This is a genomic window from Pigmentiphaga litoralis, assembly GCF_048632615.1.
GTDB classification, from domain to species: domain Bacteria; phylum Pseudomonadota; class Gammaproteobacteria; order Burkholderiales; family Burkholderiaceae_B; genus Pigmentiphaga; species Pigmentiphaga litoralis_B.
Genome location: NZ_CP184479.1, coordinates 3595469 through 3622463, shown reverse-complemented (window position 1 = coordinate 3622463; position 26995 = coordinate 3595469). Strand labels below are relative to the sequence as shown.

General features: G+C 65.0%; 23 protein-coding genes and 1 riboswitch. Of the genes, 6 read left to right on the top strand and 17 right to left on the bottom strand.

Going from position 1 to position 26995, the window contains the following annotated elements; translation table 11 throughout:
* Positions 1-9 precede the first annotated feature (9 nt).
* Together aspA and ACNANG_RS16550 are read right to left on the bottom strand one after the other, a co-directional pair.
* Positions 10-1518 (bottom strand): aspartate ammonia-lyase, encoded by a 1509-nt coding sequence (aspA, locus tag ACNANG_RS16555; protein WP_420223898.1) that lies wholly within the window; start codon positions 1516-1518, stop codon positions 10-12.
* A 260-nt stretch (positions 1519-1778) separates the two neighbouring features.
* The gene (locus ACNANG_RS16550) at positions 1779-2705 is read right to left on the bottom strand and encodes a LysR family transcriptional regulator (protein ID WP_420223897.1); all 927 of its coding nucleotides are present in this window, start codon (positions 2703-2705) and stop codon (positions 1779-1781) included.
* A 248-nt stretch (positions 2706-2953) separates the two neighbouring features.
* Between ACNANG_RS16550 and ACNANG_RS16545 the strand changes: the two genes are divergently transcribed.
* Together ACNANG_RS16545 and ACNANG_RS16540 are read left to right on the top strand one after the other, a co-directional pair.
* On the top strand, positions 2954-3340 hold the full coding sequence (locus ACNANG_RS16545) for an acyl-CoA thioesterase (RefSeq protein ID WP_420227569.1): 387 nt from the start codon (positions 2954-2956) through the stop codon (positions 3338-3340).
* A gap of 120 nt (positions 3341-3460) precedes the next feature.
* Positions 3461-4057, top strand: a complete 597-nt coding sequence (locus tag ACNANG_RS16540) for a CoxG family protein (protein WP_420223896.1) — start codon at positions 3461-3463, stop codon at positions 4055-4057.
* 103 nt (positions 4058-4160) lie between these two features.
* Here ACNANG_RS16540 and ACNANG_RS16535 read toward each other — a convergent pair whose 3' ends face one another.
* The 7 genes from ACNANG_RS16535 to ACNANG_RS16505 form a co-directional block, all read right to left on the bottom strand.
* On the bottom strand, positions 4161-5609 hold the full coding sequence (locus ACNANG_RS16535; RefSeq protein WP_420223895.1) for an MFS transporter: 1449 nt from the start codon (positions 5607-5609) through the stop codon (positions 4161-4163).
* 67 nt (positions 5610-5676) lie between these two features.
* Positions 5677-6339 carry an enoyl-CoA hydratase-related protein gene (locus ACNANG_RS16530; protein ID WP_420223894.1) on the bottom strand — a complete coding sequence of 221 codons (663 nt, stop codon included), beginning with the start codon at positions 6337-6339 and terminating at the stop codon, positions 5677-5679.
* A gap of 134 nt (positions 6340-6473) precedes the next feature.
* Positions 6474-7673 (bottom strand): acetyl-CoA C-acyltransferase, encoded by a 1200-nt coding sequence (locus tag ACNANG_RS16525; RefSeq protein WP_420223893.1) that lies wholly within the window; start codon positions 7671-7673, stop codon positions 6474-6476.
* A 10-nt stretch (positions 7674-7683) separates the two neighbouring features.
* A complete protein-coding gene (locus tag ACNANG_RS16520; RefSeq protein WP_420223892.1) occupies positions 7684-10089 on the bottom strand; it encodes a 3-hydroxyacyl-CoA dehydrogenase/enoyl-CoA hydratase family protein in 2406 nt (801 codons plus the stop codon).
* A gap of 29 nt (positions 10090-10118) precedes the next feature.
* Positions 10119-11939: an acyl-CoA dehydrogenase C-terminal domain-containing protein gene (locus ACNANG_RS16515; RefSeq protein ID WP_420227568.1), complete on the bottom strand. Its 1821-nt coding sequence runs from the start codon at positions 11937-11939 to the stop codon at positions 10119-10121.
* A gap of 38 nt (positions 11940-11977) precedes the next feature.
* Positions 11978-12634 carry a TetR/AcrR family transcriptional regulator gene (locus ACNANG_RS16510; RefSeq protein WP_420223891.1) on the bottom strand — a complete coding sequence of 219 codons (657 nt, stop codon included), beginning with the start codon at positions 12632-12634 and terminating at the stop codon, positions 11978-11980.
* Between the two features lie 180 nt (positions 12635-12814).
* Complete coding sequence (locus tag ACNANG_RS16505; RefSeq protein WP_179584592.1) at positions 12815-13381, bottom strand: TMEM165/GDT1 family protein; 567 nt, start codon at positions 13379-13381, stop codon at positions 12815-12817.
* 15 nt (positions 13382-13396) lie between these two features.
* Positions 13397-13567: riboswitch (yybP-ykoY riboswitch) on the bottom strand.
* Positions 13568-13659: 92 nt separating this feature from the next.
* Between ACNANG_RS16505 and ACNANG_RS16500 the strand changes: the two genes are divergently transcribed.
* Positions 13660-14439, top strand: coding sequence for a M15 family metallopeptidase (locus tag ACNANG_RS16500; RefSeq protein WP_420223890.1), 780 nt, complete (start codon positions 13660-13662; stop codon positions 14437-14439).
* Between the two features lie 119 nt (positions 14440-14558).
* On the top strand, positions 14559-15848 hold the full coding sequence (locus ACNANG_RS16495) for an MFS transporter (protein WP_420223889.1): 1290 nt from the start codon (positions 14559-14561) through the stop codon (positions 15846-15848).
* Positions 15849-15862: 14 nt separating this feature from the next.
* On the opposite strand, the gene ACNANG_RS16490 is transcribed toward ACNANG_RS16495, so the two are convergent.
* The 3 genes from ACNANG_RS16490 to ACNANG_RS16480 form a co-directional block, all read right to left on the bottom strand.
* The gene (locus ACNANG_RS16490; protein WP_420223888.1) at positions 15863-16732 is read right to left on the bottom strand and encodes an endonuclease/exonuclease/phosphatase family protein; all 870 of its coding nucleotides are present in this window, start codon (positions 16730-16732) and stop codon (positions 15863-15865) included.
* A gap of 96 nt (positions 16733-16828) precedes the next feature.
* Positions 16829-17209, bottom strand: coding sequence for a DUF423 domain-containing protein (locus ACNANG_RS16485; protein ID WP_420223887.1), 381 nt, complete (start codon positions 17207-17209; stop codon positions 16829-16831).
* A 64-nt stretch (positions 17210-17273) separates the two neighbouring features.
* Complete coding sequence (locus tag ACNANG_RS16480; RefSeq protein ID WP_189612816.1) at positions 17274-17696, bottom strand: VOC family protein; 423 nt, start codon at positions 17694-17696, stop codon at positions 17274-17276.
* Positions 17697-17797: 101 nt separating this feature from the next.
* Between ACNANG_RS16480 and ACNANG_RS16475 the strand changes: the two genes are divergently transcribed.
* Together ACNANG_RS16475 and ACNANG_RS16470 are read left to right on the top strand one after the other, a co-directional pair.
* Positions 17798-18685 (top strand): LysR substrate-binding domain-containing protein, encoded by an 888-nt coding sequence (locus ACNANG_RS16475; RefSeq protein ID WP_420223886.1) that lies wholly within the window; start codon positions 17798-17800, stop codon positions 18683-18685.
* Positions 18686-18848: 163 nt separating this feature from the next.
* Positions 18849-19193: a DUF4148 domain-containing protein gene (locus ACNANG_RS16470; protein WP_420223885.1), complete on the top strand. Its 345-nt coding sequence runs from the start codon at positions 18849-18851 to the stop codon at positions 19191-19193.
* 295 nt (positions 19194-19488) lie between these two features.
* On the opposite strand, the gene aspS is transcribed toward ACNANG_RS16470, so the two are convergent.
* The 5 genes from aspS to ACNANG_RS16445 all read right to left on the bottom strand — a co-directional run bounded on the left by aspS (position 19489) and on the right by ACNANG_RS16445 (position 26985).
* The gene (aspS, locus tag ACNANG_RS16465) at positions 19489-21291 is read right to left on the bottom strand and encodes an aspartate--tRNA ligase (RefSeq protein ID WP_420223884.1); all 1803 of its coding nucleotides are present in this window, start codon (positions 21289-21291) and stop codon (positions 19489-19491) included.
* A 115-nt stretch (positions 21292-21406) separates the two neighbouring features.
* The gene (locus tag ACNANG_RS16460) at positions 21407-22015 is read right to left on the bottom strand and encodes a DUF502 domain-containing protein (protein ID WP_420227567.1); all 609 of its coding nucleotides are present in this window, start codon (positions 22013-22015) and stop codon (positions 21407-21409) included.
* A 14-nt stretch (positions 22016-22029) separates the two neighbouring features.
* Positions 22030-22404, bottom strand: coding sequence for an FmdB family zinc ribbon protein (locus tag ACNANG_RS16455; RefSeq protein ID WP_420223883.1), 375 nt, complete (start codon positions 22402-22404; stop codon positions 22030-22032).
* A 141-nt stretch (positions 22405-22545) separates the two neighbouring features.
* Complete coding sequence (locus ACNANG_RS16450; protein WP_420223882.1) at positions 22546-23817, bottom strand: putative Na+/H+ antiporter; 1272 nt, start codon at positions 23815-23817, stop codon at positions 22546-22548.
* Positions 23818-23853: 36 nt separating this feature from the next.
* The gene (locus ACNANG_RS16445; protein ID WP_420223881.1) at positions 23854-26985 is read right to left on the bottom strand and encodes an efflux RND transporter permease subunit; all 3132 of its coding nucleotides are present in this window, start codon (positions 26983-26985) and stop codon (positions 23854-23856) included.
* Between the last annotated feature and the right edge of the window lie 10 nt (positions 26986-26995).

Genomic DNA, 26995 nt, shown 5'->3' with positions numbered 1-26995 from the left:
CGCCCGAGGTCAGTGCGCCACTTCTTCAGGCGGGGGCGGCGGCACTTCCGACGAGTCGTTGATCGGTGCAGCGGGCACCACATCGGGGACGACCGGACGGACGTAACGATAGGGTTTGGTGAGAACTTCCGGACGCAGCAATTGCGCCAGGGTGGCCTCGTCCATCAGCCCCAGTTCGAGCACCAGTTCCGACACCGAACGCCCGGAACGAATGGCTTCGCGGGCAACGCGGGTAGCCGCTTCGTAGCCGATGACCGGATTGAACGCGGTGGCCAGACCGGCCGAGCGCTTTACCGCATCCAGCAGCTTGTCGCGGTTGGCCGTGATGCCCGAGACGCAGTTGCGCGCCAAGGTGGTGCAGCCCGCTTCCAGGTGCGAAATGCTTTTGACCAGGCTCCAGGCGATGATCGGTTCGAACGCATTCAGCTGCAATTGCCCGGCTTCGGACGCCATGGTGACGGTCATGTCGTTGCCGATGACTTCAAAAGCGATCTGATTGACGACTTCCGGAATGATCGGGTTGACCTTGCCCGGCATGATGGAACTGCCTGCCGCGCGTTCGGGCAGGTTGATTTCGTTCAGTCCCGATTGCGGTCCGGACGACAGCAGACGCAAGTCGTTGCAGGTCTTGGACAGCTTGCACGCAATACGCTTCAACACGCCCGACATCTGCACGAAGGCGCCGGTGTCTTGCGTGGCTTCGATCATGTTGGCGGCGCGTACCAGCGGCAGGCCGGTGATCTCGGCCAGGTACTTGACGGCCAGCGGGCTGTAGTCAGGATCCGTGTTGATGCCGGTACCGATGGCGGTCGCGCCCAGGTTGACTTCGACCATCAGGGCGCGGGCTTCGCTCAGGCGCAATTCGTCTTCGCCCAACATGACGGCGTAGGTCAGGAATTCCTGACCCAGGGTCATGGGCACGGCGTCCTGCAACTGCGTACGGCCCATTTTCAGCACGTCGTCGAATTCGTGCGCCTTGGCTTCGAAGGCCTGGCGCAATTCGGCCATGGCGGCCAGCAGGCGTTCGATGGCGAAGCAGGTGGCGATACGCAGCGCGGTCGGATAGACGTCGTTGGTGCTTTGCGAGGCGTTGACGTCCTGGATCGGGTGCAGGACCTCGTAGCGGCCCTTGTCGTGGCCAAGCAGTTCCAGCGCGCGATTGGCGATGACTTCATTCGCATTCATGTTGGTGGACGTACCCGCGCCGCCCTGGATCACGTCGACGACGAACTGGTCGGCCAGCGCGCCGTTCATGATCTCTTCGCAGGCCTGCACGATTACGGCGGCGCGTTCCGGGGCGATCACGCCAAGGTCGCGATTCGCCCGGGCAGCGGCTTGCTTGACGCAGGCCAGTGCGCGCAACAGATCGGGCTGCGCGCCGATCGGGGTACCGGTGATGGGGAAGTTTTCCTTGGCCCGGAGCGTGTGGATGCCCCAGTAGGATGCTGCGGGAATGTCGCGTTCGCCCAGCAGATCGTGTTCGATCCGGAAGGCTTTGATCTGGCCTGCATTGCTCATTGCGGTTCCATCGGCTGCGGCCGGCGCACGGTGCGCCGGCCATGCAGACACTATAGGGACCGCTCGCTACGGCGCGCCAATGCTATTCCAACATGAGCCAATGCCGTTTGTGCATTGCAGGGCGGCGCGGGCCGCGGCGGGATGCTTGCCTCATCCAAATGCCGCAGCCAGATGCCGCAGCCGGATGCAGTATCCAGATGCCGCAGCCAGACGGAGCAGCCAGGTGCAGTATCCGGGTGCCGCAGCCGCAGGCAGCTCCGTCAGACGTCGCCGGCCTGTTGCGCATTCAGGTAGGCCCACAAGGCGTTGACCACCGGCTTGCCACCGCCGCCTGCGGGATGTTCGCGATACAGACGGATTTCCATCGTCTGGGTATAGGCTTCGCCCGCGCAGGCGAGCCGCTGCGCCGCCAGGTCGTTGCGCACCGCGCTGTCGGGCAGGAAGGCCACGCCATGTCCCGCCAGGACCATGACCTTCAGCGCTTCCGCCATGTCGGTTTCATAGCGTTGTTCCAGCGCGGGCCGCGGCTTGGCTTCCGACAGGATCAGTTCGGCGATCCGCCCCAGGTAGGCATTGGGCGTGTAGCCCAGGTACGGTGTGGGCCGGTCGTTCTTGCCGTCCAGCGCATATTCGGGCCGGCCGTCGGCGGTGCGGCGTGCATAGGGATAGACGGTTTCGGTGCCCAGCACCAGCATGTCGTAATGCCGGGGATCCAGCTGGACCGGAAGGCGCGGATTCCAGTACACCATGGCCAGATCGCTGCCGCCCTGCACCAGGCTCATGGCCGCGTCGTGCACATTGAGCGCCTGCAGCCGCGTGCTGAAGGCAGGGGCCGCGCCACCGGCCTGGATCCGGCTCAGCCAGCTTGGAAAGAAGGTCAGCGACAGGGTATGCGGCACCGCAAAGTCAATGATCTCGCGCGAGGCCGGACGCATGCCGCGCAGCATGGCCCGGGTTTCGTCCAGCCGGGCCAGCATATCGATGGCTTCGGCGCGGAAGGTTTCACCGGCGGACGTGAGCCGCGTCGGGTAGACCGCGCGATCGACCAGATCCGTGCCCACCCAGGCTTCCAGCGCCTGGATACGCCGCGAAAACGCCGGCTGCGTGATGTGGCGCAATTCCGCTGCGCGTGAAAAGGACCGCGTGTCGGCAAGCGCGACAAAATCTTCCAGCCATTTGGCTTCCATGGTGTTCCCTGGCGAGTTGGCGAATTGTAGGCGATAGCCGGTGCGCGCCGCGCGAGGTCAGCGAAGACGCCAGCCACGACGTCAGCCACGACGTCGGCCAAGACGTCAGCCAGGACATCAGCCAAGAAATGAGCCACTACACTGAAGGCCTTTGCACGCACCCAGGATTCGTCATCGTGACCGACTCGACCACCGCTCCCGCCCTTCCGGCCGCCGACCGCCTGCCCGATGCCCAGCCCGTGCTGCGCATGGTGCCGATGCGTTCCGACGCCAATTTCCACGGCGATGTGTTCGGCGGATGGATCATGGCGCAGGTGGATATTGCGGGATCGCTGCCCGCCGTCAGTCGCGCGAATGGCCGCGTGGCCACCGTGGCCGTGACGTCCTTCGTATTCAAGCAGCCCGTGTTCGTGGGCGATCTGGTCAGCTTCTACGCCAAGGTCATCGCCACGGGCCGCACGTCGGTCACCGTGGCGGTGGAGGTGTATGCCGAGCGGATCCGGCTCGACGCCGAGGTGGTGAAGGTGACGGAAGCGACCCTGGTCTACGTTGCCACTGACGAGTCGCGCCAGCCCCGCCCCTTACCAGACGTTACGGCACCCAGGGTCCCCCCGCTGGACACCCTGGGGGAATAGTGGCAAATTGACTCCAAGGAAAACAGGTTTTCCGGAGCCCGCCGGCACAGGTGGGCCATGACAACGACATCCCATCGCGGCCGGTGGTGATCTGCTTCCGGCCCAAGAAGGAGACACATCATGGAACTGGCCAACTCACGTTTCGTTCCGGCGTCGCAGCAGCGCACCTGGAACAAACTCATTGCTCCTGAAACCCTCAAGGTCTGCATTACCGGTTGCGAGACGCTGGAACGCGTTGCCGACAACGAATACCTGGTTGGCCTGCGCGCCGATGTCGGACCCGTCCACGCGCGCTTCAAGGGCCGGCTCAAACTAACCGACATGAAGCCGCCGCATTCCTATCATTTGCAGTTCGAAGGGGAAGGCGGGCCGGCGGGGTATGCCAAGGGGGATGCCGACGTGGTGCTCGAGCCCGAAGGCGAAGGCACCCGTTTTGCGTACAAGGCGCATGCGGATCTGGGGGGCAAGCTGGCCCAGCTGCGGCCCGACCAGGCGGAAAAGATTGCCCGCAAGATGACGGACAACTTCTTTTCGCTGTTTTCGGTCTGCGCCGACAAAACCTTCGAGCGCAACGAGCAGGCCAGGGTCGTGAAGGTGCCGGTGGAACCCGACCCCGTGGTGGCGGCGCACCGCAGCGAGATGCTGTCGAAGGTGTCATGGCTGGTGGTGCCAGGCGTGATCATGGCGATCATCGCGTATCACACGTTCATGCACTGAACGGCCCGCAACCAGCCCAAGAACTCCGCCCGCGTACATACAGGCGTTGCATCCAGGGACCCGCCCGCTCACATGCGGGCGCCGCCTCCCGAAAGCCGCCCGCCTACATGCGGGCGTTTTTCATCCGGATCTGGCTGGACAGCGCCACGGTGGCGATACAGAACAGCACCGCGATCACCATGCCGATCTTGACCCCGCTCAGCACCGACGTGCGCGCGATGATGATGCCCACGGCCGCGGTGCCGATCGCGCTGCCCAACGTGCGGGTCGTCTGGATCAGGGCCGAGGCGACGCCCACGTCGCGGCGGTCGGCAATCATCTGCATGAACAGGGTCAGGTTGGGCACGATGAAGCCGAGCCCCAGGCCGCTGATCGAAAAAGCGACGACCGCGAACCACGTTGCGCTGCCACGTTCCAGCGTCATGATCCCGAAGCAGCCCACCGCCAGCACGATCGCGCCCAGCATCATGAGCCGCTGCGGCTGCGACTGGCGCGGGAACAGGCGGCCGTTGATCACGCTGCCGATCGGAATGCAGGCCACCAATGGCGCCAGAATGCCGCCCGCCTGCGACGGCGTCATGCCGACTTCGACCTGCAGCAGCAAAGGGCCGTAGTACATCAGCGTGAACATGACCGATCCCATCATCAGGCCGACCAGATTCAATAGCCGGGACTCCCGCGTCTTGAGCACCTGCAGCGGCAGCATGGGCGATGCGACGCGGCCTTCGTAGGGGATCAGCGCGGCGATGGCGACGGCGCCGACCAGCGCCAGCACCCCTGCCAGCAGGGGCCTGGAGACTTCGCCAAAGCCCAGTTCCAGCGCGGCCATGGGCGCGCCGACCGCTACCGCGAGCAGGACGCCGCCCAGCCAATCGATGCGCGGGCGCACCGTGTGCACGGGCGTCAGCCGCGGAAAATAGACCCACAGCAATGCGAAGGCCACGACGGCCATCAACGGGGTGACGAAGAAAGCGGCGCGCCAATTGATGGCCTCGGTCACGGCGCCGCCGATCAGCGGGCCCACGCCGCTGGCAACCGCAAACGCCGTTGAAATCAAGGCCTGCCATTTCACGCGCCGCAGCGCGTCGGGAAACAGGTCCGCGGGCGCGGCAAACGCCGTGGCGATCATCATGCCGCCGCCTATCCCCTGCAACGACCGCGCGCCGATCAACTGCGGCATGGATTGCGATATCCCGCACAGGATAGAACCCAGCGCGACGATGCCGATCGAGACGAGAATGAAGGTCTTGCGTCCATACAGGTCCCCCAGGCGCCCGAAGATCGGGATCATGATGACCGAGGACAGCAGATAGCCTGTGCCTACCCATGCATACAACGCCATGCCGCCCAGTTCGGTGGCAACCTTGGGCAACACCGTGCCGACAATGGTCGCATCGAGCGCGACCAGGACGACGACTGCGCACACGCCCAGGACGGCGAGCAGCAGTTCACGGGGGTTTTCGATCGGGGCGGCGTGGGGCGGTGCGGAATTCGCAGCGCGGCCATTGGGGCCGGCGGGTGCGCCTGCCGGTGTGGGTCGTATGTCGGGCATGGAGGCTAGAGGATACTCCCGGCCAGAAGACTTCCCAAGCCGCTCTAACAAATCCTAGCGTTTACGGTTAACCGCCCCGGGGCCGGTTCACGAACGCCCTGAAGGCGGCCCTGGCCTCGTCGCTGTGCAGCAGGTCGGCAAACACGGCGGCTTCATCCTGGATCTGCCGCGCCACGCCGGCCGCATCGCCCTGCTTCATCAGCCGCTTGGTTTCGCGCACGGCGGTCGGTGGCAACGCCGCGAATCTTGCCGCCTGCACGCAGGCAAAGTCGAACACGTCATCGGGCGGCAGCAGCCGGGTCGCCAGGCCCATCGCCAGGGCATCCACCGCGCGTATCGGTTCGGACAGCAGCAACGCTTCCGCCGCGCGGGCATGCCCGATACGGGCCGGCACCAGGCGGCTTGCCGCGAATTCCGGACACAGGCCGAGCTTGACGAAAGGCATGGCCAGCAGCGCATCGCTGGCCAGGTACACCAGGTCGCAATGCAGCAGCATCGTCGTGCCGATGCCCACGGCCATGCCGTTGACAGACGCAACGACCGGCTTGCGGGCCGTGGACAGCGCCTGCATGAAGCCGAACACCGGCGCGTCAGGGCCGGGCGGGTTGGCCAGGAAGTCTTCCAGGTCATTGCCGGCCGTGAAAGCCTGGCGGTCGCCATGCAGCAACATGGCCGCGATCCCATCGTCGGCTTCCGCATCCATCACGGCCTGCGCTAGACGGGCATACATGTCACCCGTCAGCGCGTTCTTTTTCGGGCCGCGCAAAGCCGATCCGCGCGACACCATCCACCTTGGCTATCGAAATGCCCACGCGCCTCTCCTGGTTGGCCGCGTCCGCCTTGATGCAATCACCGGATCCGCGGTCACACCCGCTGGAAGATCCCGGCCGCCCCCATGCCCGTGCCGACGCACATGGTCAGCATGCCGTAGTCCAGCTTGTGCCGGCGCAGGGCATGCACCACCGTGGCGGCACGGATCGCGCCCGTCGCGCCCAAGGGGTGGCCCAGGGCAATCGCACCGCCCATCGGGTTGACCTTGGCCGGATCCAGACCCAGGTCGCGGATCACCGCCAGGGACTGCGCGGCAAAGGCTTCGTTCAGCTCGATCCAGCCCATGTCGTCCAGCGACAGGCCGGCCGCGCGCAAGGCCGCGGGCACGGCTTCTTTCGGGCCGATACCCATGATCTCGGGCGGCACGCCGCGCACCGACGCCGCTACCAAACGGGCCAGCGGCGTGAGCGAATATTCCTTCAGGATCTTTTCGGACACGATCAGCAAGGCGCCCGCGCCGTCGGACATCTGCGAGCTGTTGCCCGCCGTCACGCTGCCCTTGGCGGCAAACACCGGCCGCAGTTTGGCCAGCGCCTCAAGGCTGGTGTCGGCGCGCGGGCCTTCGTCCAGGCTTAGCGTGTGCTTGTTCACACGCACCTCGCCCGTGGCCAGGTCGGGGGTGCGGTCGATGATCTCGATGGGCGCGATTTCGTCGGCGAATTCGCCCGCCTGCTGCGCAGCCAGTGCCTTGGTGTGGGAAGCCAGTGCAAACGCATCCTGGTCCTCGCGCGACACCTTCCACTGCGCCGCCACCTTTTCGGCCGTCAGCCCCATGCCGTACGCGATGCCGATGTTGTCGTTGCCTTCGAACACGCGGGGGTTGACCGAGGGCGTGTTGCCCATCATGGGCACCTGGCTCATGGATTCGACGCCGCCCGCGATCATGACGTCGGCTTCGCCCGTGCGGATGCGGTCGGCGGCGGCCACGATGGCCGACAGGCCCGATGCGCAGAAGCGGTTTACGGTCATGCCGCCAACCGTATCCGGCAGGCCAGCGAGCAGCACGCCAATGCGCGCCACGTTCAGGCCTTGCGGACCTTCAGGCATCGCGCAGCCGACGATGGCGTCCTGGATACGCGCCGGGTCCAGCCCGGGGACTTGGGCCAGCGCCGCGCGGATCGCGTGCACCAGCAGATCGTCCGGACGCACATGCCGCAGCACGCCCTTGGGCGCCTTGCCGATCGGCGTGCGCGAGGCGGCAACGATATAGGCTTCCTGGAATTGTCGTGTCATGTCGGGTTCCTCAGTTGCGCACGGGCTTGCCGGTCTGCATCATGCCCATGACGCGTTCCTGTGTTTTGGGATGGTTCAGCAGCGACATGAAGGCCTGCCGTTCGTGCTTCATCAGCCACTGTTCGTCGACGCGCGACCCAGGCGCGATGTCGCCGCCACACAGGATCTCGGCAATCGTCTTGCCCAGGTGGTAGTCGTGGGCCGAGATGAAACCGCCATCCCGCATGTTCACGAGCTGCGACAGGATCGTCGCCACGCCATCGCGGCCGGCCACTTCGAACGGCACGGGCAGCGGCGGACGGTAGCCGCCGTCGTGCAGCGCCATGGCCTGCCGGATCGCCACGAACAGCACTTCCTGGACGTTGAACACGATGGGGTCGCTGTCGCGCAGGTAGCCCATGGCGCGTGCTTCGATGGCGGACTTCGACACTTGTGCGGTGGCCGCCTGCATCAGATACTTTTTCAGGAAGTGCAGCAGCGGCGCATCGGGCGCCAGGGCATGCTCTTCGGCCGCGCGGCGTGCACCGTAGGTCAGCCCGCCGGCGCCGGGCACCAGGCCCACGCCCACTTCCACCAGGCCGATATAGCTTTCCAGGTGCGCCACGCGGCGCGTGCAATGCACGGCCATTTCGCACCCGCCGCCCAGCGCCATGCCGGAGATCGCGGCCACGGTCGGCACCTGCGCGTACCGCAGGCGCAGCATGACCTGCTGCAGGCGCTCTTCTTCCGGTTCGATGGCCTGCACGCCGCCGCTCATGAACAGCGGCAGCATGGCTTGCAGGTCGGCGCCGGCCGAGAACGGCTCGCCGGGATTCCAGATGACCAGGCCCCGGTAATCGGCTTCGGCCAGGTCCACCGCCTTGAGCAGACCCGCACTGACGCCCGGACCGATCGCATGCATCTTGGTCTTGAAGCTGGCGATCAGGACTTCGTTCAGGCCCGGGTTGGGCAACGTCCACAGGCGAATCGATTCATCTTCGAACACCGTGGTGCCGGTGGTGGCAACGTCGACGCCATCCCCAAACAGGGGCGCGCGAAACACCTGGCGGGCATACACCGGCAGGGTCGATCGCGCCTCGAACGTTTGCGTGGCCGGGTTCCATGAACCCTGATGCGTATGCACCCCGCCGCGTTCGGCCACCGGGCCGCTGGTGACCCAGTCGGGCAGCGGGGTGTCGGACAGCGCCTTGCCTTCGCGGATGTCGTCCTGCACCCATTTGGCCACCTTCAGCCAGCCCGCGGATTGCCACAGCTCGAACGGGCCTTGCGTCTGGCCAAACCCCCAGCGCATGGCAAAGTCCACATCGCGCGCGGTCTCGGCAATCTCGGCCAGGTGCACCGCAATGTATTGGAAGGTATCCCGCAAGATGGCCCACACAAACTGCGCCTGCGGGTGGGTCGACTCGCGCAGCAGTTGCAGGCGTTCGCCCGCATCCTTCTTTTTCAGGATGCGCACGACCAGGTCGTCGGCCTTGGCATCGGCCGGCACATAGGTGCCCGTGGCCGGGTCCAGCCGCAGAATGGCCTTGCCTTCTTTCTTGAAGAAACCCGCTCCGGTCTTCTGGCCCAGCGCGCCCTTGTCGATCAGCCCTTTCAGCACGGCCGGCGTGCCGTACAACGGCGCGAACGGATCGTTCGGCAACTGATCTTCCATGGTCTTGATCACATGACCGAGGGTATCCAGGCCGACCACGTCGCCCGTGCGGAAGGTGCCCGACTTGGCACGGCCCAGCTTGGTGCCGGTCAGGTCGTCCACCACATCGAACGGGATGTTGAACCGTTCGGCTTCGATCATGGCCGACAGGATGCCGAACACGCCCACCCGGTTGCCCACGAAGTTGGGCGTGTCCTTGGCGCGCACCACGCCCTTGCCCAGGGTCGTCGTCAGAAAGGTTTCCAGGCGATCCAGGATGGCAGGATCGGTCTTGGCCGTGGGAATCAGTTCGGCCAGATGCATGTAGCGCGGCGGGTTGAAGAAGTGCACGCCGCAGAAGCGCGACTGCAGGCTTTCGCCTATGCCCTTGGCCAGTTCGGTAATGGACAGGCCCGAGGTGTTGGTCGCAAAGATCGCGTCGGGCGCGATGGCGCCGGCCACCCTCTTGTACAGGTCGTGCTTCCAGTCCATGCGCTCGGCAATCGCTTCGATCACCAGGTCGCATTCGCGCAGCTTGTCCAGATGTTCTTCGTAGTTGGCCGGCACGATCAGCGCGGCCAGATCCGGACTGCCCAGGGGCGCGGGGCTCAGCTTCTTCAGGTTCTCGATGGCCTTGAGCGCGATGCCGTTCTTGGGGCCTTCGCGGGCGGGCAGGTCGAACAGCACGACGGGCACATTGGCGTTCACGCAATGCGCGGCGATCTGCGCGCCCATGACGCCGGCGCCCAGCACAGCGACTTTACGAACGATGAAATTCGGCATGATTTTCCTGGCAAGGTAGGCGATAGACATTAAAACAGGTCGGCGTCGAGCGCGGTCAATACCGCGGCGCCCGACCGTGCAGCGCGAATGCTCGAAGCCGTTTCAGGCAGCAGCCGCGCAAAGTAGAAGCGCGCCGTGGCCAGCTTGGCGCGATAGAACGGGTCGCCACTGCTTTCCTTGTCGAGCGCGATCCTGGCCATGCGGGCCCAGAAGTAGGCATAGACCAGATGGCCCACCACCCGAAGGTAGTCGACCGCCGCCGCGCCGACTTCGTCGGGGTTCTGCATGGCCTTCATGCCGATTTCCATGGTCAGCTTGGTCAGCTTGTCGCCCAGGTCGGCCAGCGGCGTGATGAATTCGTTCATGGCCTCGTCCGCGCCATGCGCTTCGACGAAGGCCCGCACCTGCTCGCCAAACGCGCGCAGGGTCGCGCCGTTATCCCGCACCACCTTGCGGCCCAGCAGATCCAGCGCCTGGATGGTGTTGGTGCCTTCGTAGATCATGTTGATGCGGGCATCGCGCACGTACTGCTCCATGCCCCACTCGCGGATGTAGCCGTGGCCGCCGAACACCTGCAGGCAGGTCGACGCGCACTGGAAGCCGTTGTCGGTCATGAAGGCTTTGACGATTGGCGTCATCAGTCCGACCATGGCAGCGGATGCCTGGCGGACCGATTCGTCGGGGTGATGCAAGGACTTGTCGTGCTCCAGCGCCACCCAGTAACCGAAGGCGCGGCCGCCTTCGGCATAGGCACGAGCGGTCAGCAGCATCTTGCGCACATCCGGATGCACGATGATGGGGTCGGCGGACTGATCGGTGCGTGCCGATTCCGACAAGGCGCGGCCCTGGCGGCGGTCTTTGGCATACGCCGCGGCGTTCTGATAGGCCACTTCGGTCAGGCCCAGGCCCTGCATGCCCACACCCAGGCGCGCGCCGTTCATCATCACGAACATGGCGTTCAGGCCCTTGTTGGGCTCGGCCACCAGGTACCCCGTGGCGTCTTCCAGGGTCATCTGGCAGGTGCTGTTGGCATGAATGCCCATCTTGTGTTCGATGCCGGTGCAGAAGATGCCATTGCGTTCGCCCGCCTCGCCGTTGGCGTCGGGCACGAATTTGGGCACCAGGAACAACGAGATCCCCCGGGTGCCTTCGGGCGCACCGGGCAACTTGGCCAGCACCAGGTGCACGATGTTCTTCGACAGGTCATGTTCCCCCGACGAGATGAAGATCTTGCTGCCGGTCAGCGCGTAGGTGCCGTCCTCTTTGGGAACGGCGCGGGTGCGGATCAGGCCCAGGTCGGTGCCGCAGTGGGCTTCGGTCAGGCACATGGTGCCGGTCCACTCGCCCGACACCAGCTTGGGCAGGTAGAGCTGCTTCTGTTCCGGCGTGCCATGCGCGTGCAGGCATTCATAGGCGCCGCTGGTCAGCCCCGGGTACATGGCCCAGGCCTGGTTGGCCGAATACTGCATTTCAAAGAAGACGTTTTGCAGCAAGGCCGGAAGGCCCTGTCCGCCGAATTCCGGATCGGCATGCAAGGACGGCCAGCCCGCCGCGCAGAAGCCGTCCCAGGCTTCCTTGAAGCCCTTGGGCGTCGTGACCGCATGCGCGGCCGGATCGAAGTGGCACCCTTCCTGATCGCCCGACTGGTTCAACGGAAACAGCACTTCGGCGCAGAACGTTCCGGACGCTTCGACCACCTGATTGATCGTGTCGGCATCCAGGGAAGCATGCGCCGGCATCGCCTGGTACGCGTCGGTCACAGCCAGCAATTCATGGAGCACGAAGGTCTGGTCACGCAGCGGGGGGTATAGCGGGGCACGGAATTCTCCTGTAGCGGCGGAACGCTGAATGTCGTTATTGATGTCAGAGCAAGATTGCAGCAATGGGTTCAGTGCGCCCGGTAGGCATCGATCAACCGCAAAAAACCGTCGGTCGCGCGCTTGACGCAGCCCGGCAGCTTAAGGAAGCGGGAATCGTGGTGCAGCACCAGGATCAGTCCATACATTTCGAACAGCAGTTGTTGCGGGTCGGTGCCGGCACGCAGGTGGCCTTCGGTGATCGCCTGCTTGCAGGCGCGCAGCAAGGCGGACCGCCACAGGCCAACCGACTCGATCAGGGCGGCCCGCACCGGCCCGCTGCGATCGTCGTATTCGACGGCGCCGCCGATGTAGATGCAGCCCTGCGCGATTTCGTGCGACACCCGCTTGATCCAGTTGCCGAACAAGGCTTCGAGCCGGGGCAGCCCGCGCGGCTGGCCGATCGCGGGCAGGAACACATCCCGCTCGAACCGGCGCCGGTATTCCTGCACCACCGCCACCTGCATGTCTTCCCGCGAGCCGAAATGGGCATAGACACCGCTCTTGCTCATCTGCATGGCGTCGGCCAGCATGCCCAGCGTCAGCCCTTCCATCCCTTCTCGCGCCGACAGCAGCAGGGCAGCGTCCAGGATGGCCGCACGCGTCATGGCGCCCTTCCGGTGCCGCGACTCGCGGTCGGGCTCGGAAGAGGTCGTTGTCTTGCGGCTGGCGGTCGGTGTCGCGTGCATGGCAGGGGACGGGGCGAAGAGCAGGAAAAACGGGCATCGCACGAAAAAAGAACGAACGTGCTATTTCCTTGCAGATTACCCCCTTTCCCGGGCCGAAGGGAAGCGGGGTAAAGCCGGATACGGCCGGATAAGGCCGCTCAGGGTCGGCGGCCGCCGAGAGACGTCAGCAGCCGAAGGCCATCAGAAGCCCAGGCCGCCCATCAGGGCGACCACACCAAGACAGGCGAAGATGAAGGCGGCAATGCCATGCACCAGCTTGACCGGCAGCTTGTGCGCCATTTTGTCGCCCAGGATCACGGCCGGAACGTTGGCGATCATCATGCCCAGCGTCGTGCCGGCAACCACCGCGGTGTAGGCCTGGAACTGCGCGACCAGGGCCACGGTGGCGATCTGGGTCTTGTCGCCCATCTCGGCCAGGAAGAACGCGATCAGGGTCGTGCCGAACACGCCGAAGCGGCCGGACCCGGTATCGGTATCGTCGAGCTTGTCGGGAATCATCATCCAGACGGCCATGCCAATGAACGACACGCCAAGAATCCAGCGCAGGGCCTGCGGGCCGATGAAGCTGGTCAGCCACGCGCCCACGGCGCCGGCAAGCGCATGATTGACGATGGTGGCGGCAAGGATGCCCAGGATGATGGGCCAGGGGCGGCGCCAGCGGGCAGCCAGGAACAGGGCGAGCAGTTGGGTCTTATCGCCGATCTCGGCCAGGGCGACGATGCCGGTCGAGACGAGAAACGCTTCCATGCAGGGGACTCCGAGGGCCGGACGATAAGAACCATTGATCGTGCGGACACCCCGGCCCTTCCGGTATGCGGCACGATCAAAGGTCTCGCCAAGACTGAACCGCCTGCGCCATGCCCGTGTGTCGAGCAAGTATGTTGACGCAAGCCCCTCCGGTGCGGAGGGAGGCTACTCCCCAATGACGGGGGCGAGTATACCTGCTCCGACTCGGGATTACCCGCGATCGCCTACTATGCAGCATCGAACCAACACCGCCCTGCCGCAGCATGGCGGATCCCGTGATGACACGACCTTCTTCCACGGCCAGCGCCTGCCTGGCCGCCGCCCTGCTCACATCCGCGGCAACCCTGACGCCTGTGCAGGCCCAGCCCGGCCCCGAACTGTCGATCCCGGCCGGTTTCGTGCACCTGACCGATATCGAGCAGACCATCCCGCTCGATGTCCGTTACCACGGCAGCAACAACTTCCTGGGGCGGCCGGTGCGGGGCTACCATGCGCCCACGTGCATCCTCACCCTGCCCGCGGCGCAGCGGCTGCGCGACATCCAGCGGGAACTGCGGCCATCGGGCCTGTCGCTCAAGGTGTTCGACTGCTACCGGCCGCAGCAGGCCGTCGACGACTTCATTGCCTGGGCCAAGGATCCGGCCGACCAGAAAGCCAAGGCGGCCTTCTATCCCAACGTACCCAAAGACCAGCTGTTCGCCCGCGGCTTCATCGCGGAACGGTCGGGCCACAGCCGCGGCAGCACGGTGGACCTGACCCTGACGGCCCTGCCCCCGCTGCGCTTGCCGGAAACGGCCGCCGCAGCCCCGGTAGCCCGTCCCACGCGAGGCGCGCTGCTGCCCGATGGCGAGGTGGACATGGGGACGCCCTTTGACCTTTTTGATGTACAGTCGCACACGGACAATCCGGATCTTCCCGAAGAAGTGCGACATAACCGGAAGTTCCTCGAGACGCTCATGCTCAAACATGGGTTCACGGGCGTGCAGGAAGAGTGGTGGCACTTCACCCTTCTGGACGAACCCTATCCCGACACTTACTTCAATTTCCCGGTCCGCTGACCCGCGCGGTGTCGCCCGTGGCGGCGCCGACCCTGCCTTCTCATTCCATGCAAGTCTCAGATGGCCTGCCCACGCCGCGTAAATACTGGGCACTCGCCGCGACCCTGTTAGGGATGGCGATGACGGTCCTTGAAGCGACCATCACCAACATTGCATTGCCGACCATCGCGCGCGACCTTGGCATCCTTCCGGCGCAGGCGGTCTGGATCGTCAATGCGTATCAACTGGCCATCGTGGTGGGGCTGCTGCCATGTTCGTCGCTGGGCGAAATCTATGGCTACCGGCGCGTCTTTGCCGTCGGAATGGCGTTGTTCACGGCCGCCTCGGCCGGCTGCGCGATCTCAGGCTCGTTCGACGTGCTGATCGGCTTTCGCCTGCTGCAAGGCCTGGGCGCCGCCGCCACCATGAGCGTCACGCCCGCCCTGCTCCGTTTCATCTATTCGCAGAAACAGTTCGGCCGCGCCATCGGCTTCAACGCCCTGGTCGTGGCCTGCTCGTCGGCCGCCGGACCCGTGATCGGGTCGCTGATCCTGTCGGTGGCATCCTGGCCCTGGCTGTTCGCCGTCAATGTGCCCATCGGCATCGCCGTGCTGACGCTGGGCGTGAAGCATCAGCCGGTCACGGAACACGCCAAGCGCGCGTTCGACTGGCTCAGCGCCTTGCTCAGCGCCCTGTTTTTCGGACTGCTGATCTACGGCGTCGACCACCTGCTGTCCGATTTCGGCACTGCCATGATGACCCTGGCCGCATCCGCCGTGGCCGGCTTCCTGTTGATCCGGCGCGAGTTGCCCCGCGCCGTGCCTTTGCTGCCGCTGGACCTGCTGCGGATCCGGGTGTTCGCGTTTTCGATCGGGGCGTCGGTATGCGCGTTCTCGGCGCAGACCGCAGCGTTCATTTCGCTGCCGTTCTACTTCCAGCAGGCCATGGGCCGCAGCCAGCTCGAAACCGGTCTGTTGATGATGCCGTGGCCGCTGGCCGTGGCCATCGCCGCGCCCGTGTCGGGCCGGGTATCGGAAATGATTTCGCCGTCGGTGCTGTGTTCCATCGGCACGGCATTGCTCGGGCTGTCGTTGACGACGCTGATCCTGCTGCCCGCATCGGTCCCCAATGGGCTGCTGATGGGATGCATGGCCGTGGCCGGCGCCGGTTTCGGCATGTTCCAGACGCCCAACAACCGGGTGATGCTGACGGCGGCGCCGCGCGCGCGCAGCGGCGGCGCGGGTGGCCTGCAGGCCACGGCGCGGCAGTTCGGAATGGCATGGGGCGCGGCGCTGACGGCACTGGCGTTCACGGCCTTGCCATCGCACGGGCCGACGGGGGCGCTGACACTGGCCGTGGTGTTCACGATCGCATCGTCGATCGTCAGCGCGGCACGCAAGGGCGGGAAGTTGCGGGCGCCGGCGGCGTAGTCCCGCCTTTTTCCTTAAGGCAATTCCAGTTCCGCCAGCAACGGAGCATGGTCCGACAAACGCGTCCAGGGCCGGCCATGCAGGACGCTGGCATGGCGCACCGAAAATCCCCGCTGGTAGATGCGATCCAGGCGCAGCCACGGGAACACGGCCGGGAAGGTGCGCGGCGGACGCGGCGCCTGGAAGGCGCCGCCGGCACCGATACGCAGCGGCTGCGCGCCGATGCCCTGGCGCAGCGGCGACAGGTTGCGGTCTTTCAGCATCTGCCCCAGTACCCGTGCGGAATCGCGCAGTCGCGGCAGTTCGGTGCTCTGGCCGCGCGGAGCCGTCGCGAACACTTCATGCACGCCCAGCTTTTCCACCAGCACTTTGGACAGCACATTGGTCCAGTCGTTGAAGTCGCCGGCGATCAGGATGGGGCAATGCGACGGCACCAGGCTGCCGATGCGGGCGACCAGCGCTTCGATCTGGCGGGACCGCCCGGCCGCGAACAGCCCCAGGTGCACCACGAAGCAATGCACTTCATGATCCGCGACCTTGACCGTAGCGTGCAGCAGGCCGCGCTGCTCCAGGCGATGGTCGGAGATGTCTTCGTTGTGATGCGACAGAATGGGAAAACGCGACAGCAGCGCGTTGCCGTGGTCGGTATCCCGCCGGATGGCATTGCGGCCGTAGGCGGCTTCGAGCCGGAGCGCCGCAGCCAGCATTTCGTGCTGGGCGTTCAGGGTGCCGCGGCGGTCGTTGCGCCCCTGCACTTCCTGCAGGAACGCCAGGTCGGCGCGCAGGCCGTGCAGACCCAGGCGAAGATCCTGGCCGGACTCACGTCCGCCCATGGCCGACATCCCTTTGTGGATGTTGTAGCTGACGACTCTGACGATGGACATGGCGGTGTTGCCTCAAATCTGATGATCGATTCTAGAGGCACCGCGGGCCACCCTGCGCGGCAGTGTGGTTACCGGATTCAACATGTCAGGCGCCAGTCAGGTGGCGCGCACCCGCTTGTCGAACAACACGGGAACGGCGGCGGCAAGCCAGCCGACGATCATCATGCCGCCGCCGAACGGCGCAGTGCCCCACAGCAGCTTCATGCCCGCCAACTGGCGCAGGACGAGGTCGCCCGAGAAGAGAAAGGTGCCCGCCACGAGCAAGGCGCCTGCCACACACAGGGCGCGCCGGCCGCCTTCGACATGGGGAAGCAGCGCCGCGACGCCAAGGACGGCGCAGGCGTGCATCAAGAGGAACAATGCCGCGGTGGAGAGCGTGCCGCCGCCCTGCAGATGGGTGGCCATGGCTGCAAAGATGACGCCCGAAGCGCCCATGGGGGCGGCACAGGCGAGCAGGACACGAGAAGAGCGCAACATTGCGGCGTTTCCTTACACAAACACAAAAACAGTGAAGCCAACGCCGCGAAAAGCCAATGCGAACTTACTTTGCAAAGACCTGGCTCATGTCGCCGAAAGCCTTGAATTCGAGAGCGTTGCCCGAGGGATCCATAAAGAACATAGTAGCCTGTTCGCCCACTTCGCCCTTGAAGCGCACATAGGGTTCGATGACGAATTTGGTGCCGGCGGCGCGCAGCTTGTCGGCCAGCGCGTCCCACTGTTCCATTGACAGGATGGCACCGAAGTGACGAACCGGCACGGCATGGTCGTCGACCTCGCTGGTCTTTGCGCTGCGGGCTTCGCCGGGCGACAGGTGGGCCACGATCTGATGACCATAGAAGTCGAAGTCCACCCAGGCGTCGGAGCTTCGACCTTCGGGACAGCCCAGAAGTTCGCCGTAGAAGGCGCGGGCTTGCGCCAGGCTGTCGACCGGGAATGCCAGATGAAACAACGGAATGTTCGCCATGAAGTGCTCGCTGAAAGGTCGGGAAAGATATGGATTGTAGTTAGCGTAACTCTTAATATGAAACGAATATTTTCTAGCCTTAGCCCCAGGAAGTTCGATAAGTGATACGCTATCTCAGAACCTTTGCCACCGCCGCGCAGACGGCCTCGTTTTCGGCCACGGGCGACCGGCTGGGCCTGACCCAGTCGGCCGTCAGCACGCAGATCAAGCGCCTGGAAGACGACCTGGGCTACACCCTGTTCGACCGCGCCGGCAAATCGGTCGCGCTCAACGCGCAGGGCCGGCAGGCACTGGCCGCGGCCGAACGGATCCTGGACCTGTACGACTCGCTCAAGGGCGGCCACGCGCGCGTGGCCAGCACGCCCATTGCCATCGGGGCGATATCCACCGCGCAGATCGGTCTGCTGCCCCGCGCGCTGCGGGCGTTCCGCGACGCCTATCCCGGCGTGCACGTGAATGTGCTGCCGGGCATGTCCGTGCAATTGCTGTCGCAGATCGATGCGCAGGAACTGGATGCCGCCGTCATGATCAAGCCGAACCTGGGCATCCCGAAAGACCTGAAATGGCTGCCGCTGATGCAGGAGCCGTACGTTGCGATTGCCCCGCTGCGCAGCCGCGGCACGCTCGACGCGCTGCTGCGTACGCTGCCCTTCATCCGGTACAACCGCCGATCGTATGGCGGGCAGCCGGTCGACCAGTTCCTGAAACGGCAGCGGCTGCAGGTGAACGACATCATGGAACTGGACGAGCCCGCCGTCATCTTGCGCATGGTGCGCGAAGGCTTGGGTTGTGCGATCCTGCCTGGCTTGCTGGCCGGGGTCCGAGGGGAACGGGTGCGCGTGCTGGACCTGCCCGGCCCGGCGCTGCATCGCGAGATCGGCGTCCTGGTGCGGCAGGCCGCGTTGAAGGACCCGGTGCTGAAGGCGCTGGTGGACAGCCTGACAGTGCAGGCCGATGCGTTGGTGGACGAAGCGGAAGGCGCGCGTTGACCGCCGGTTGCGCGCTTTGTTCACAGTTCTGGTATCACTTGGGCGTATAGCTTGAATACGCCCAATCTATTTCCAATATACTCAGAACAGGCAGATCATTCTCTCACGGTCACCAAGCAGCCATCTGCACCGACCCCTTTCCAACCACATTGAGAGATAGATCATGACCAAGACCCACGTTATCAGCGCCCTGTCGGCCACCCTGATCGGCCTTGCCGCTTTCGGCGCCCAAGCCCAGGAAATCAACCGCACCGGCGAATACCCCTACGCCTCGTCCACCTCGCAAAACAGCCAGGTCAGCGCCGCCCAGGTCCATCAGGAACTGATGCAAGCCAAGGCCCGCGGTGAAGTGGTCGACGGCGATCTGTATGGCCTGCTGCCCATGAGCACCGACAGCGACACGTCGTACGCCCAGACCAAGCAACAACTGCTGCAGTCGAAGGCTGACGGCTACTACTTCAACAACGCGACCTATCCTGTTCCTGGCCGCACTGCTCCCCGCGGCTGAACGCCGATCCGCAAGCTGCCAATGCGGCGCACGGATGCATGACCCACGTCGTGCACATGCAGTGAAGTCAGTACAGAAGTCGATGTTCAGGCAGTCGTAGTTGTTGTCGATGTTGCAGTAGCAGTAGCAGTTGCAGTACCACCGAGGTCAGTCTGTTCCATCTTGAACTCCAGAGGCGCGAGTCCGCTGTGATGTTCGGGTGACATGACTGGCCTTTGTCGTTTTGGACAACCGTAAAAAACCCGCCCTGCCAGACGGCAGGACGGGTTCTTTCACCCTGGAGGAGAAGCGCCGATCAGCCGGCGGTCTTGACCTCGGGCATGCGCAGGCGGATGTGCAGTTCGCGCAGCTGCTTCTCGTCGACGGCGGACGGGGCCTGCGTGAGCAGGTCCTGGGCGCGTTGCGTCTTCGGGAAGGCGATCACGTCGCGGATCGATTCGGCGCCGGTCATCATCGTGACGATGCGGTCCAGGCCGAAGGCGATGCCACCATGCGGCGGCGCGCCGTATTGCAGGGCGTCGAGCAGGAAGCCGAACTTGAGCTGGGCTTCTTCGGCATCGATCTTCAGTGCGCGGAACACCTTGCTCTGCACTTCTTCACGATGGATACGGACCGAGCCGCCACCGATTTCCCAACCGTTCAGCACCATGTCGTAGGCCTTGGCCAGCGCCGCGGCAGGGTTGGTGGTCAGCAGGTCTTCGTGGCCATCTTTCGGGGCCGTGAAGGGGTGGTGGGCGGCGGTGTAGCGGCCGGCTTCTTCGTCGTACTCGAACATCGGGAAGTCGACGACCCACAGCGGACGCCATTCGCCCACGGCCATCAGGCCCTGCTTGCGGCCGAACTCGCTGTGGCCGATCTTGATGCGCAGCGCGCCGATCGCATCGTTCACGACCTTGGCCTTGTCGGCGCCGAAGAAGATGATGTCGCCGTTCTGGGCGCCCGAGCGCTCCAGCACCGCGTTCAGCGCGGTGTCGTGAATGTTCTTGACGATCGGCGATTGCAGGCCTTCACGGCCCTTGGCCAGGTCGTTGACCTTGATCCAGGCCAGGCCACGCGCGCCGTAGATGCCGACGAACTGCGTGTAGGCATCGATTTCGCTGCGGCTCATGTCGCCACCGCCGGGGACGCGCAGCGCCACGACGCGGCCGCCTTCACTGTTGGCCGCGCCGGCGAACACCTTGAAGTCGACATCTTTCATGATGTCGGTCAGGTCGGTGAATTCGAGCGAGACGCGCAGGTCGGGCTTGTCGGAACCGAAGCGGTGCATGGCTTCGGTCCACGGCATGACCGGGAACGGGTTGGCCAGGTCGACGTTCTTCACGGTCTTGAAGACGTGACGGATCATGTCTTCGAAGATGTCGCGGATCTGCTGTTCGTTCAGGAACGAGGTCTCGCAGTCGATCTGCGTGAATTCGGGCTGACGGTCGGCCCGCAGGTCTTCGTCGCGGAAGCACTTCACGATCTGGTAGTAGCGGTCGAAGCCGGACACCATCAACAGCTGCTTGAACAGCTGGGGCGACTGCGGCAGCGCGAAGAACTGGCCGGCGTTGACCCGCGACGGCACCAGGTAGTCGCGCGCACCTTCGGGCGTGCTTTTGGTCAGCATCGGCGTTTCGATGTCGATGAAGCCCAACTGGTCCAGGTACTTGCGTACTTCGATCGACACGCGATAGCGCAGCATCAGGTTCTGCTGCATTTGCGGACGGCGCAGGTCGAGCACGCGATGCGTCAGGCGGGTCGTTTCCGACAGGTTGTCGTCGTCCAGCTGGAAAGGCACCGGCACCGAGGCGTTCAGGATGTCGATGTCGTGCGCCAGGATTTCCACTTCGCCGGATTTCAGGCTGGCGTTGGTCGTGCCTTCGGGGCGCTTGCGCACCAGGCCGGTAATGCTGACGCAGAATTCGTTGCGCAGGCGCTCGGCGATCTGGAAGGTGTCGACACGATCGGGATCGCAAACGATCTGGGCAAGGCCTTCACGATCGCGCAGATCGATGAAGATGACGCCGCCGTGGTCTCGGCGACGATGCACCCAGCCAAACAGGGTCACGATTTGTCCGAGGTGCTCGCTCGAGACCTGGCCGGTATAGCAGGTACGCATGGAATCTCCGTCTAAATAGGGGAAGAGGTCGACAAGGGGGTTGCGGGGTGACTGAATCCGCGGCGATCGGGCCGGGGCGCTCGCTTCAGGCGGCGCACCTCGGCGCAGGGCCGCGTCAATTACCGCGCGCCGGCAAACCGCCCGGCGCGACCACTCCCATCGACACGATGTACTTCAAGGCCGCGTCCACACTCATGTTGAGTTCGAACACTTCGGAACGCGGCACCATCAAAAAGAACCCCGACGTCGGATTCGGCGTCGTCGGAATATACACGCTGACATGCTCACCCGGCAGCAACGATGCGACTTCTCCACCGGGCGAACCGGTCAGGAAACCGATCGTCCACGAGCCCGCGCGGGGATACTGGAACAGGACCGCCTTGCGAAACGCCTGCCCATTCGGGGCCAGCACCGTGTCGCTGACCTGCTTGACCGAGTTGTAGATGGTCCGCACCAGCGGGATCCGGCTGAGAAGGCTTTCCCAGATCTCGAACAGCTTGCGGCCCAGCAGGTTGGCGGTGAACAGCCCGGTCAATACGACGACCAGCACCACCAGCGCAAAACCGAAACCCGGAATGTGGCGACCGAACAGGGCTTCCGAGGTCAGGAAACCCGGCACCACCGACTCGAACGTCGAGACCACCATGCCCAGCACCCACAGGGTGATGACAATGGGAATCCAGACGAGCAGGCCGGTAATGAAATAACGTTTGAGCACAAGCAGTTCCAGTTAGACGTTCACGACCCCGTCGCCGCGGGCTTGGCCGGCGCAGCAGCAGGCGCCGCGGCGGTGGACGTGCCGCCACTGCTGCCGTCGGACGACGACTTGCTGTCGGACGCAGCCGGTGCGGCCGCATCGGTCTTGGCGCCGGCGGCTTCGCCGCCGGTGGCCGGCGCAACGCCCGTGGCGGGCTTGTTGCCCGCGCCATTGCCATTGCGGAAATCGGTCACGTACCAACCCGATCCCTTGAGCTGGAAGCCAGCCGCCGTGACCTGTTTCTTGAGCGCGGGCTCGCCACAGGACGGGCAGTCGGTCAGCGGGGCATCGGACATCTTCTGCAGGGCATCTTTTTCAAAGCCGCAGTTGCTGCATTTATAGGCGTAGATAGGCATTACCAGAACTCCAGGCGCGCCCGGATATCGAGCGCCACAACCATCGCTGGCCAACCCCCTGCGGGGAAATCGACCAAAGCCTTGAATTTTAGCGACTTTTTCGGTATTTAGCGCGCCTTGCGCGGCAGTGCGGCAAAACATCTACACGGGCAGCAGAAAGAACAGGGCCGCGATCCCTGTCGGCCCCAATGCGCCGAGCAACAGGTTCAGTGGCGAAATGGTGCCGCCGGCAAAGGTCGGCTTCAGGATCGAGAAGCCAGCCGGGTTGGGCGCATTGGCGATCACGGTCAGGCCCCCGCCCGTCACGGCCCCCGCCACCAGCATGTAGCGCCAGGCTTCGCTGCTGCCTTCGACGAGGGACCCCAGGTAGGTCAGCGCGGCGTTGTCGGTCACGGCCGTCAGGATCGTCGCGCCCCAATACAGCGCCAGGGGCGACAGGCTGCCCAGCAGATCCTGCAGCCACCATTTCTGCAGCCCGCCCAGCACGATCAGCCCGGCCAGGAAAAAGCCGACCATCAGGCCTTCCTTGATCATCAGCCGGTCCTGGAAGCGGCTGTAGGCCGTGGTGTAGCCGATGAACAGCAGGAAGAGCCCCATGAAAATGGCCGGGTGATGGGCGAACAGCACCACGCCGATCAGGAACAGCAGGTGCACGGCGGCGACCGCCATGGGAATGGCGTGGCGATGCACTTCCAGCTTGGCCGGGACGTGCTGCGTGATCAGGCCGCGGAACAGCAGCGTGGCGACGGCGGCGTTCAGTACGACGGCGCATGCGGCCCGCCAGCCGAAATGGGTCGCCATGAAGGTCGAGTCCCAGCCGAAGGTGGACGCCACCATGAGCACCGGCGGCGCGGCGTAGGCGGTCAGCACACCTCCGATCGAGATGTTGACGAACAATACGCCCAGGGTCAGGTACTGGAAGCGCGTGTCATGGATACGGCGAAAGGCCGTGTCGCGCAGCATGATGGCGGCCAGGGTCATGGCGGCGGGTTCGGTGATCAGCGATCCAAGCAGCGGCACCACGGACAGCGTAATGAAGTAAGTGACAACCGCGCGATGCGCCGGCACCCGCGCCGCGATCCCCGCCACCGCATCCATGACCAGGTCCAGGATGGGCCGGCTGGCGGCGATCACCATGATGGCGAACACGAACAGCGGCTCGGTAAAGTTGCGAGTGTCCATGTATTGGACCGTGGTGGCCGTGCCTGCGAGCAGGGCCATGCCCACGATCAGAACGAATGCCCACACGCCAAACACCACTTCCACTTCGGACATCAGATGCCAGAAGCCGGCATGCGGGCCGTCTTTGTGCGCCAGGCGCGCGAACACCGGCACCGAAAAGGTGTGCAGGATGGCGATGGCAAACAGTGCCGTCGCCAGCAGTTCGATGGAGCTTGGACTCGTCACGGACATGGGGGTGCATCCAGGAAATACAGGGCAGCGGGGAGTTTACCCGCCGCCCCGCCGGCCATGCGCCCATCGATACAGTACCGGCAGCACGAACAGGGTCAGCGCCGTCGATGACAGGATGCCTCCGATCACGACCGTCGCCAGGGGCCGTTGCACCTCGGCACCCGTGCCGGTGGCCAGGGCCATGGGCACGAAACCCAAGGACGCGACCAGGGCCGTCATCAGCACCGGCCGCAAGCGCGTGGCTGCCCCTTCACGAATGGCCTCGTCCAGCGCATGCCCGGCTTCCCGCAAGCCACGGATGAAGGACAGCATGACCAACCCGTTGAGCACGGCCACCCCCGACAGCGCGATGAAGCCGACCGCCGCGGTGATCGACAGCGGCAGATCGCGCAGGTACAGCGCCAGGATGCCGCCCGTCAACGCAAATGGAATGCCCGTGAACACGATCAGCCCGTCTTTCAGGTTGCCGAACATGGCGAACAGGATCACGAACACAAGGGCCAGCGCCGCGGGCACCACCCACATCAGCCGGGCGGTTGCGGATTGCAACTGTTCGAAGGTGCCGCCCCACCCTGTCCAGTAGCCGGGCGGCACCGTGACCTGCGCGCGGATCGCCGCTTCGGCTTCGGTCACGAACGAACCGATGTCCCGGCCGGTGACGTTGGTGCTGACCACCACCCGGCGTTTGCCGTCTTCGCGTGACACCTGGTTGGGCCCGGGAGCCAGGTCGAAACTGGCGATTTCGCCAAGGGGCAGGAAGGTGGTCGGACCGCCCGCGCCTGCCGGCAACGCGATCGGCAGGCGGCGCATGGCGTCCAGGTCTGCGCGGGTGCTTTCGGGCAGGCGAACCACGATGGCAAAGCGCCGGTCCCCCTGGAAGAAGGTCCCGGCTTCCTGTCCGCCAATGGCGGTGCCGATCGCGAACTGCACGTCGGCCAGGTTCAGGCCGTAACGCGCCGCCGCTTGCCGATCGATGTTGACGGTCAGCATGGGCAGGCCCGTGGTCTGCTCGACCTTCACGCCGGTCGCGCCGGGCACGCGCTGCAGCGTCGCGGCGATCGCGTTGGCCGTGCGGTTCAGCACCGCCTGATCATCGCCGAACACCTTGACCGCGACGTCGCTGCGCACGCCCGAGATCAGCTCATTGAAGCGCAACTGGATGGGCTGCGAGAACTCGTAGGCATTGCCGGGCACCTGCGCCGCCTCTTGCTGAATCGCGGCCAGCAGCTCGGCGCGCGTCTTGCGGGGCGCGGGCCATTGATCGCGCGGCTTGAGCATGATGTAGCCGTCGGAAATGTTGGGCGGCATGGGGTCCGACGCCACCTCGGCCGTACCCGTGCGCGCGAACACCCGGTCGATCTCGGGAAAGCGGTCCACCAGGCGCCGTTCCAGTTGCTGCTGCAGGGCCACCGACTGCGTCAGGCTGGTGCCAGGAATCCGCAGCGCCTGGATGGCAATGTCGCCTTCGTCCAGATTGGGAATGAACTCGCTGCCCAGGCGGCTGGCCATGATGACGGATAGCGCGATCGCCACCGCCGCGATCGTCAGCACGACGGGGCCCTGGGTCAGCGCCGTCTCCAGCCCCCGGCGGTACGCGCGCGCCGCAGCCTGCATCAACCGGTTGTCCTTTTCAACGACCCGGTTGCCGATGAACAGTGCGACGGCCGCCGGCACGAAGGTCAGGGACAGCAGCATGGCGCCGACCAGGGCCAGCACCACCGTGAACGCCATGGGGTGGAACATCTTGCCTTCCACGCCCGTCAGCGCAAAGATCGGCAGGTACACGACCATGATGATCAGCTGCCCGTACAACAAGGGCCGGCGCGCCTCGCGGGCAGCCTTGAACACTTCGTCGAAACGTTCCTGCAAGGTCAGGCCGCGGCCCCGCGCCTGCTGCGCATGGGCCAGCCGACGCACGCAGTTTTCAACGATGACGACCGCGCCATCGACGATGATGCCGAAGTCCAGCGCGCCCAGGCTCATCAGGTTCGCACTGATGCGGTACGTGACCATGCCGCTGAAGGTGAACAGCATCGACAGCGGAATGATCATGGCCGTGATCAGGGCCGCCCGCAGGTTGCCCAGGAACACGAACAGCACGGCAATCACCAGCGCCGCCCCTTCCAGCAGGTTGGTCCGCACGGTGGCGATCGCCTTGTTCACCAGCACCGTGCGGTCATACACAGTCACCGCCTTGACGCCCTTCGGCAGCGTCTGATTGATGTCCGCCATCTTGCGATCGACCGCGCGCGATACCGTGCGGCTGTTTTCACCGATCAGCATGAACACCGTGCCAAGCACCACCTCGGCGCCATTCTCGGTTGCGGCGCCGGTGCGCAGTTCGCGTCCGATGCCCACTTGCGCGACGTCGCGGATGCGAATCGGCTGGCCTTGCGCGCGGCCCACCAGAATGTCGCGAATGTCGTCTTCGGTCCGGACCTGGCCCGGCGCGCGCACCAGGTATTGTTCGCCCTGCTTTTCGATGTAGCCCGCGCCGCGGTTGTCGTTGTTGCGGCTCAGCGCCGTCACCACATCCTGCAAGGTCAGACCGTACGACGACAGGCGATCCACACTCGGGGCGACGTGGTATTCCTTGGCGTAGCCGCCAATGGTGTTGATGTCGGTCACGCCGGGCACGTTTCGCAGTTGCGGCTTGATCACCCAATCCTGGATCTCGCGCAGGTCGGTGGGCGTGTAGGCCGATCCATCCGGCTTCCTGGCGTCCTTCTCGGCTTCCACCGTCCACAGATAGATTTCGCCCAGCCCGGTGGAAATCGGCCCCATGGCCGGGACCACGCCCACCGGCAGCTGGGCAACAGCCTCTTGCAGGCGCTGGTTGACCCATTGCCGCGCGGCGTGAATGTCCGTGCCGTCTTCAAAGATGGCGGTGACTTGCGACAGGCCATAACGCGACAGCGACCGGGTCTGTTGCAGGCCAGGCAACCCGGCCAGGGCGATCTCGACCGGATAGCTGACCCGCTGTTCGGTTTCCAGCGGTGAGTAGCCCGGCGCCGACGTGTTGATCTGGACCTGCACATTGGTGATGTCGGGAACGGCATCGATGGGCAGGCGGGTGGCGTTGTACACGCCCAGCGCCGCGACGAGCGCCACGCCCAGCATGACCAGCCATCGCTGATCGATGGCGAAACGGATCAGTTTTTCGAACATGCCTGCTCCG

Coding starts and splice junctions, on each gene's coding strand:
- aspS (WP_420223884.1), bottom strand. CDS start 21,291: ATGCGTACCTGCTATACCGGCCAGGTCTCGAGCGAGCACCTCGGACAA.
- ACNANG_RS16490 (WP_420223888.1), bottom strand. CDS start 16,732: ATGTCCATCGTCAGAGTCGTCAGCTACAACATCCACAAAGGGATGTCG.
- ACNANG_RS16450 (WP_420223882.1), bottom strand. CDS start 23,817: ATGTCCGTGACGAGTCCAAGCTCCATCGAACTGCTGGCGACGGCACTG.
- ACNANG_RS16510 (WP_420223891.1), bottom strand. CDS start 12,634: ATGCACGCGACACCGACCGCCAGCCGCAAGACAACGACCTCTTCCGAG.
- ACNANG_RS16480 (WP_189612816.1), bottom strand. CDS start 17,696: ATGGCGAACATTCCGTTGTTTCATCTGGCATTCCCGGTCGACAGCCTG.
- ACNANG_RS16445 (WP_420223881.1), bottom strand. CDS start 26,985: ATGTTCGAAAAACTGATCCGTTTCGCCATCGATCAGCGATGGCTGGTC.
- ACNANG_RS16545 (WP_420227569.1), top strand. CDS start 2,954: ATGGTGCCGATGCGTTCCGACGCCAATTTCCACGGCGATGTGTTCGGC.
- ACNANG_RS16530 (WP_420223894.1), bottom strand. CDS start 6,339: ATGTATGCCCGTCTAGCGCAGGCCGTGATGGATGCGGAAGCCGACGAT.
- ACNANG_RS16505 (WP_179584592.1), bottom strand. CDS start 13,381: ATGGAAGCGTTTCTCGTCTCGACCGGCATCGTCGCCCTGGCCGAGATC.
- ACNANG_RS16535 (WP_420223895.1), bottom strand. CDS start 5,609: ATGCCCGACATACGACCCACACCGGCAGGCGCACCCGCCGGCCCCAAT.
- ACNANG_RS16540 (WP_420223896.1), top strand. CDS start 3,461: ATGGAACTGGCCAACTCACGTTTCGTTCCGGCGTCGCAGCAGCGCACC.
- ACNANG_RS16550 (WP_420223897.1), bottom strand. CDS start 2,705: ATGGAAGCCAAATGGCTGGAAGATTTTGTCGCGCTTGCCGACACGCGG.
- ACNANG_RS16485 (WP_420223887.1), bottom strand. CDS start 17,209: ATGTTGCGCTCTTCTCGTGTCCTGCTCGCCTGTGCCGCCCCCATGGGC.
- ACNANG_RS16495 (WP_420223889.1), top strand. CDS start 14,559: ATGACGGTCCTTGAAGCGACCATCACCAACATTGCATTGCCGACCATC.
- ACNANG_RS16525 (WP_420223893.1), bottom strand. CDS start 7,673: ATGACACGACAATTCCAGGAAGCCTATATCGTTGCCGCCTCGCGCACG.
- ACNANG_RS16500 (WP_420223890.1), top strand. CDS start 13,660: ATGACACGACCTTCTTCCACGGCCAGCGCCTGCCTGGCCGCCGCCCTG.
- aspA (WP_420223898.1), bottom strand. CDS start 1,518: ATGAGCAATGCAGGCCAGATCAAAGCCTTCCGGATCGAACACGATCTG.
- ACNANG_RS16520 (WP_420223892.1), bottom strand. CDS start 10,089: ATGCCGAATTTCATCGTTCGTAAAGTCGCTGTGCTGGGCGCCGGCGTC.
- ACNANG_RS16455 (WP_420223883.1), bottom strand. CDS start 22,404: ATGCCTATCTACGCCTATAAATGCAGCAACTGCGGCTTTGAAAAAGAT.
- ACNANG_RS16470 (WP_420223885.1), top strand. CDS start 18,849: ATGACCAAGACCCACGTTATCAGCGCCCTGTCGGCCACCCTGATCGGC.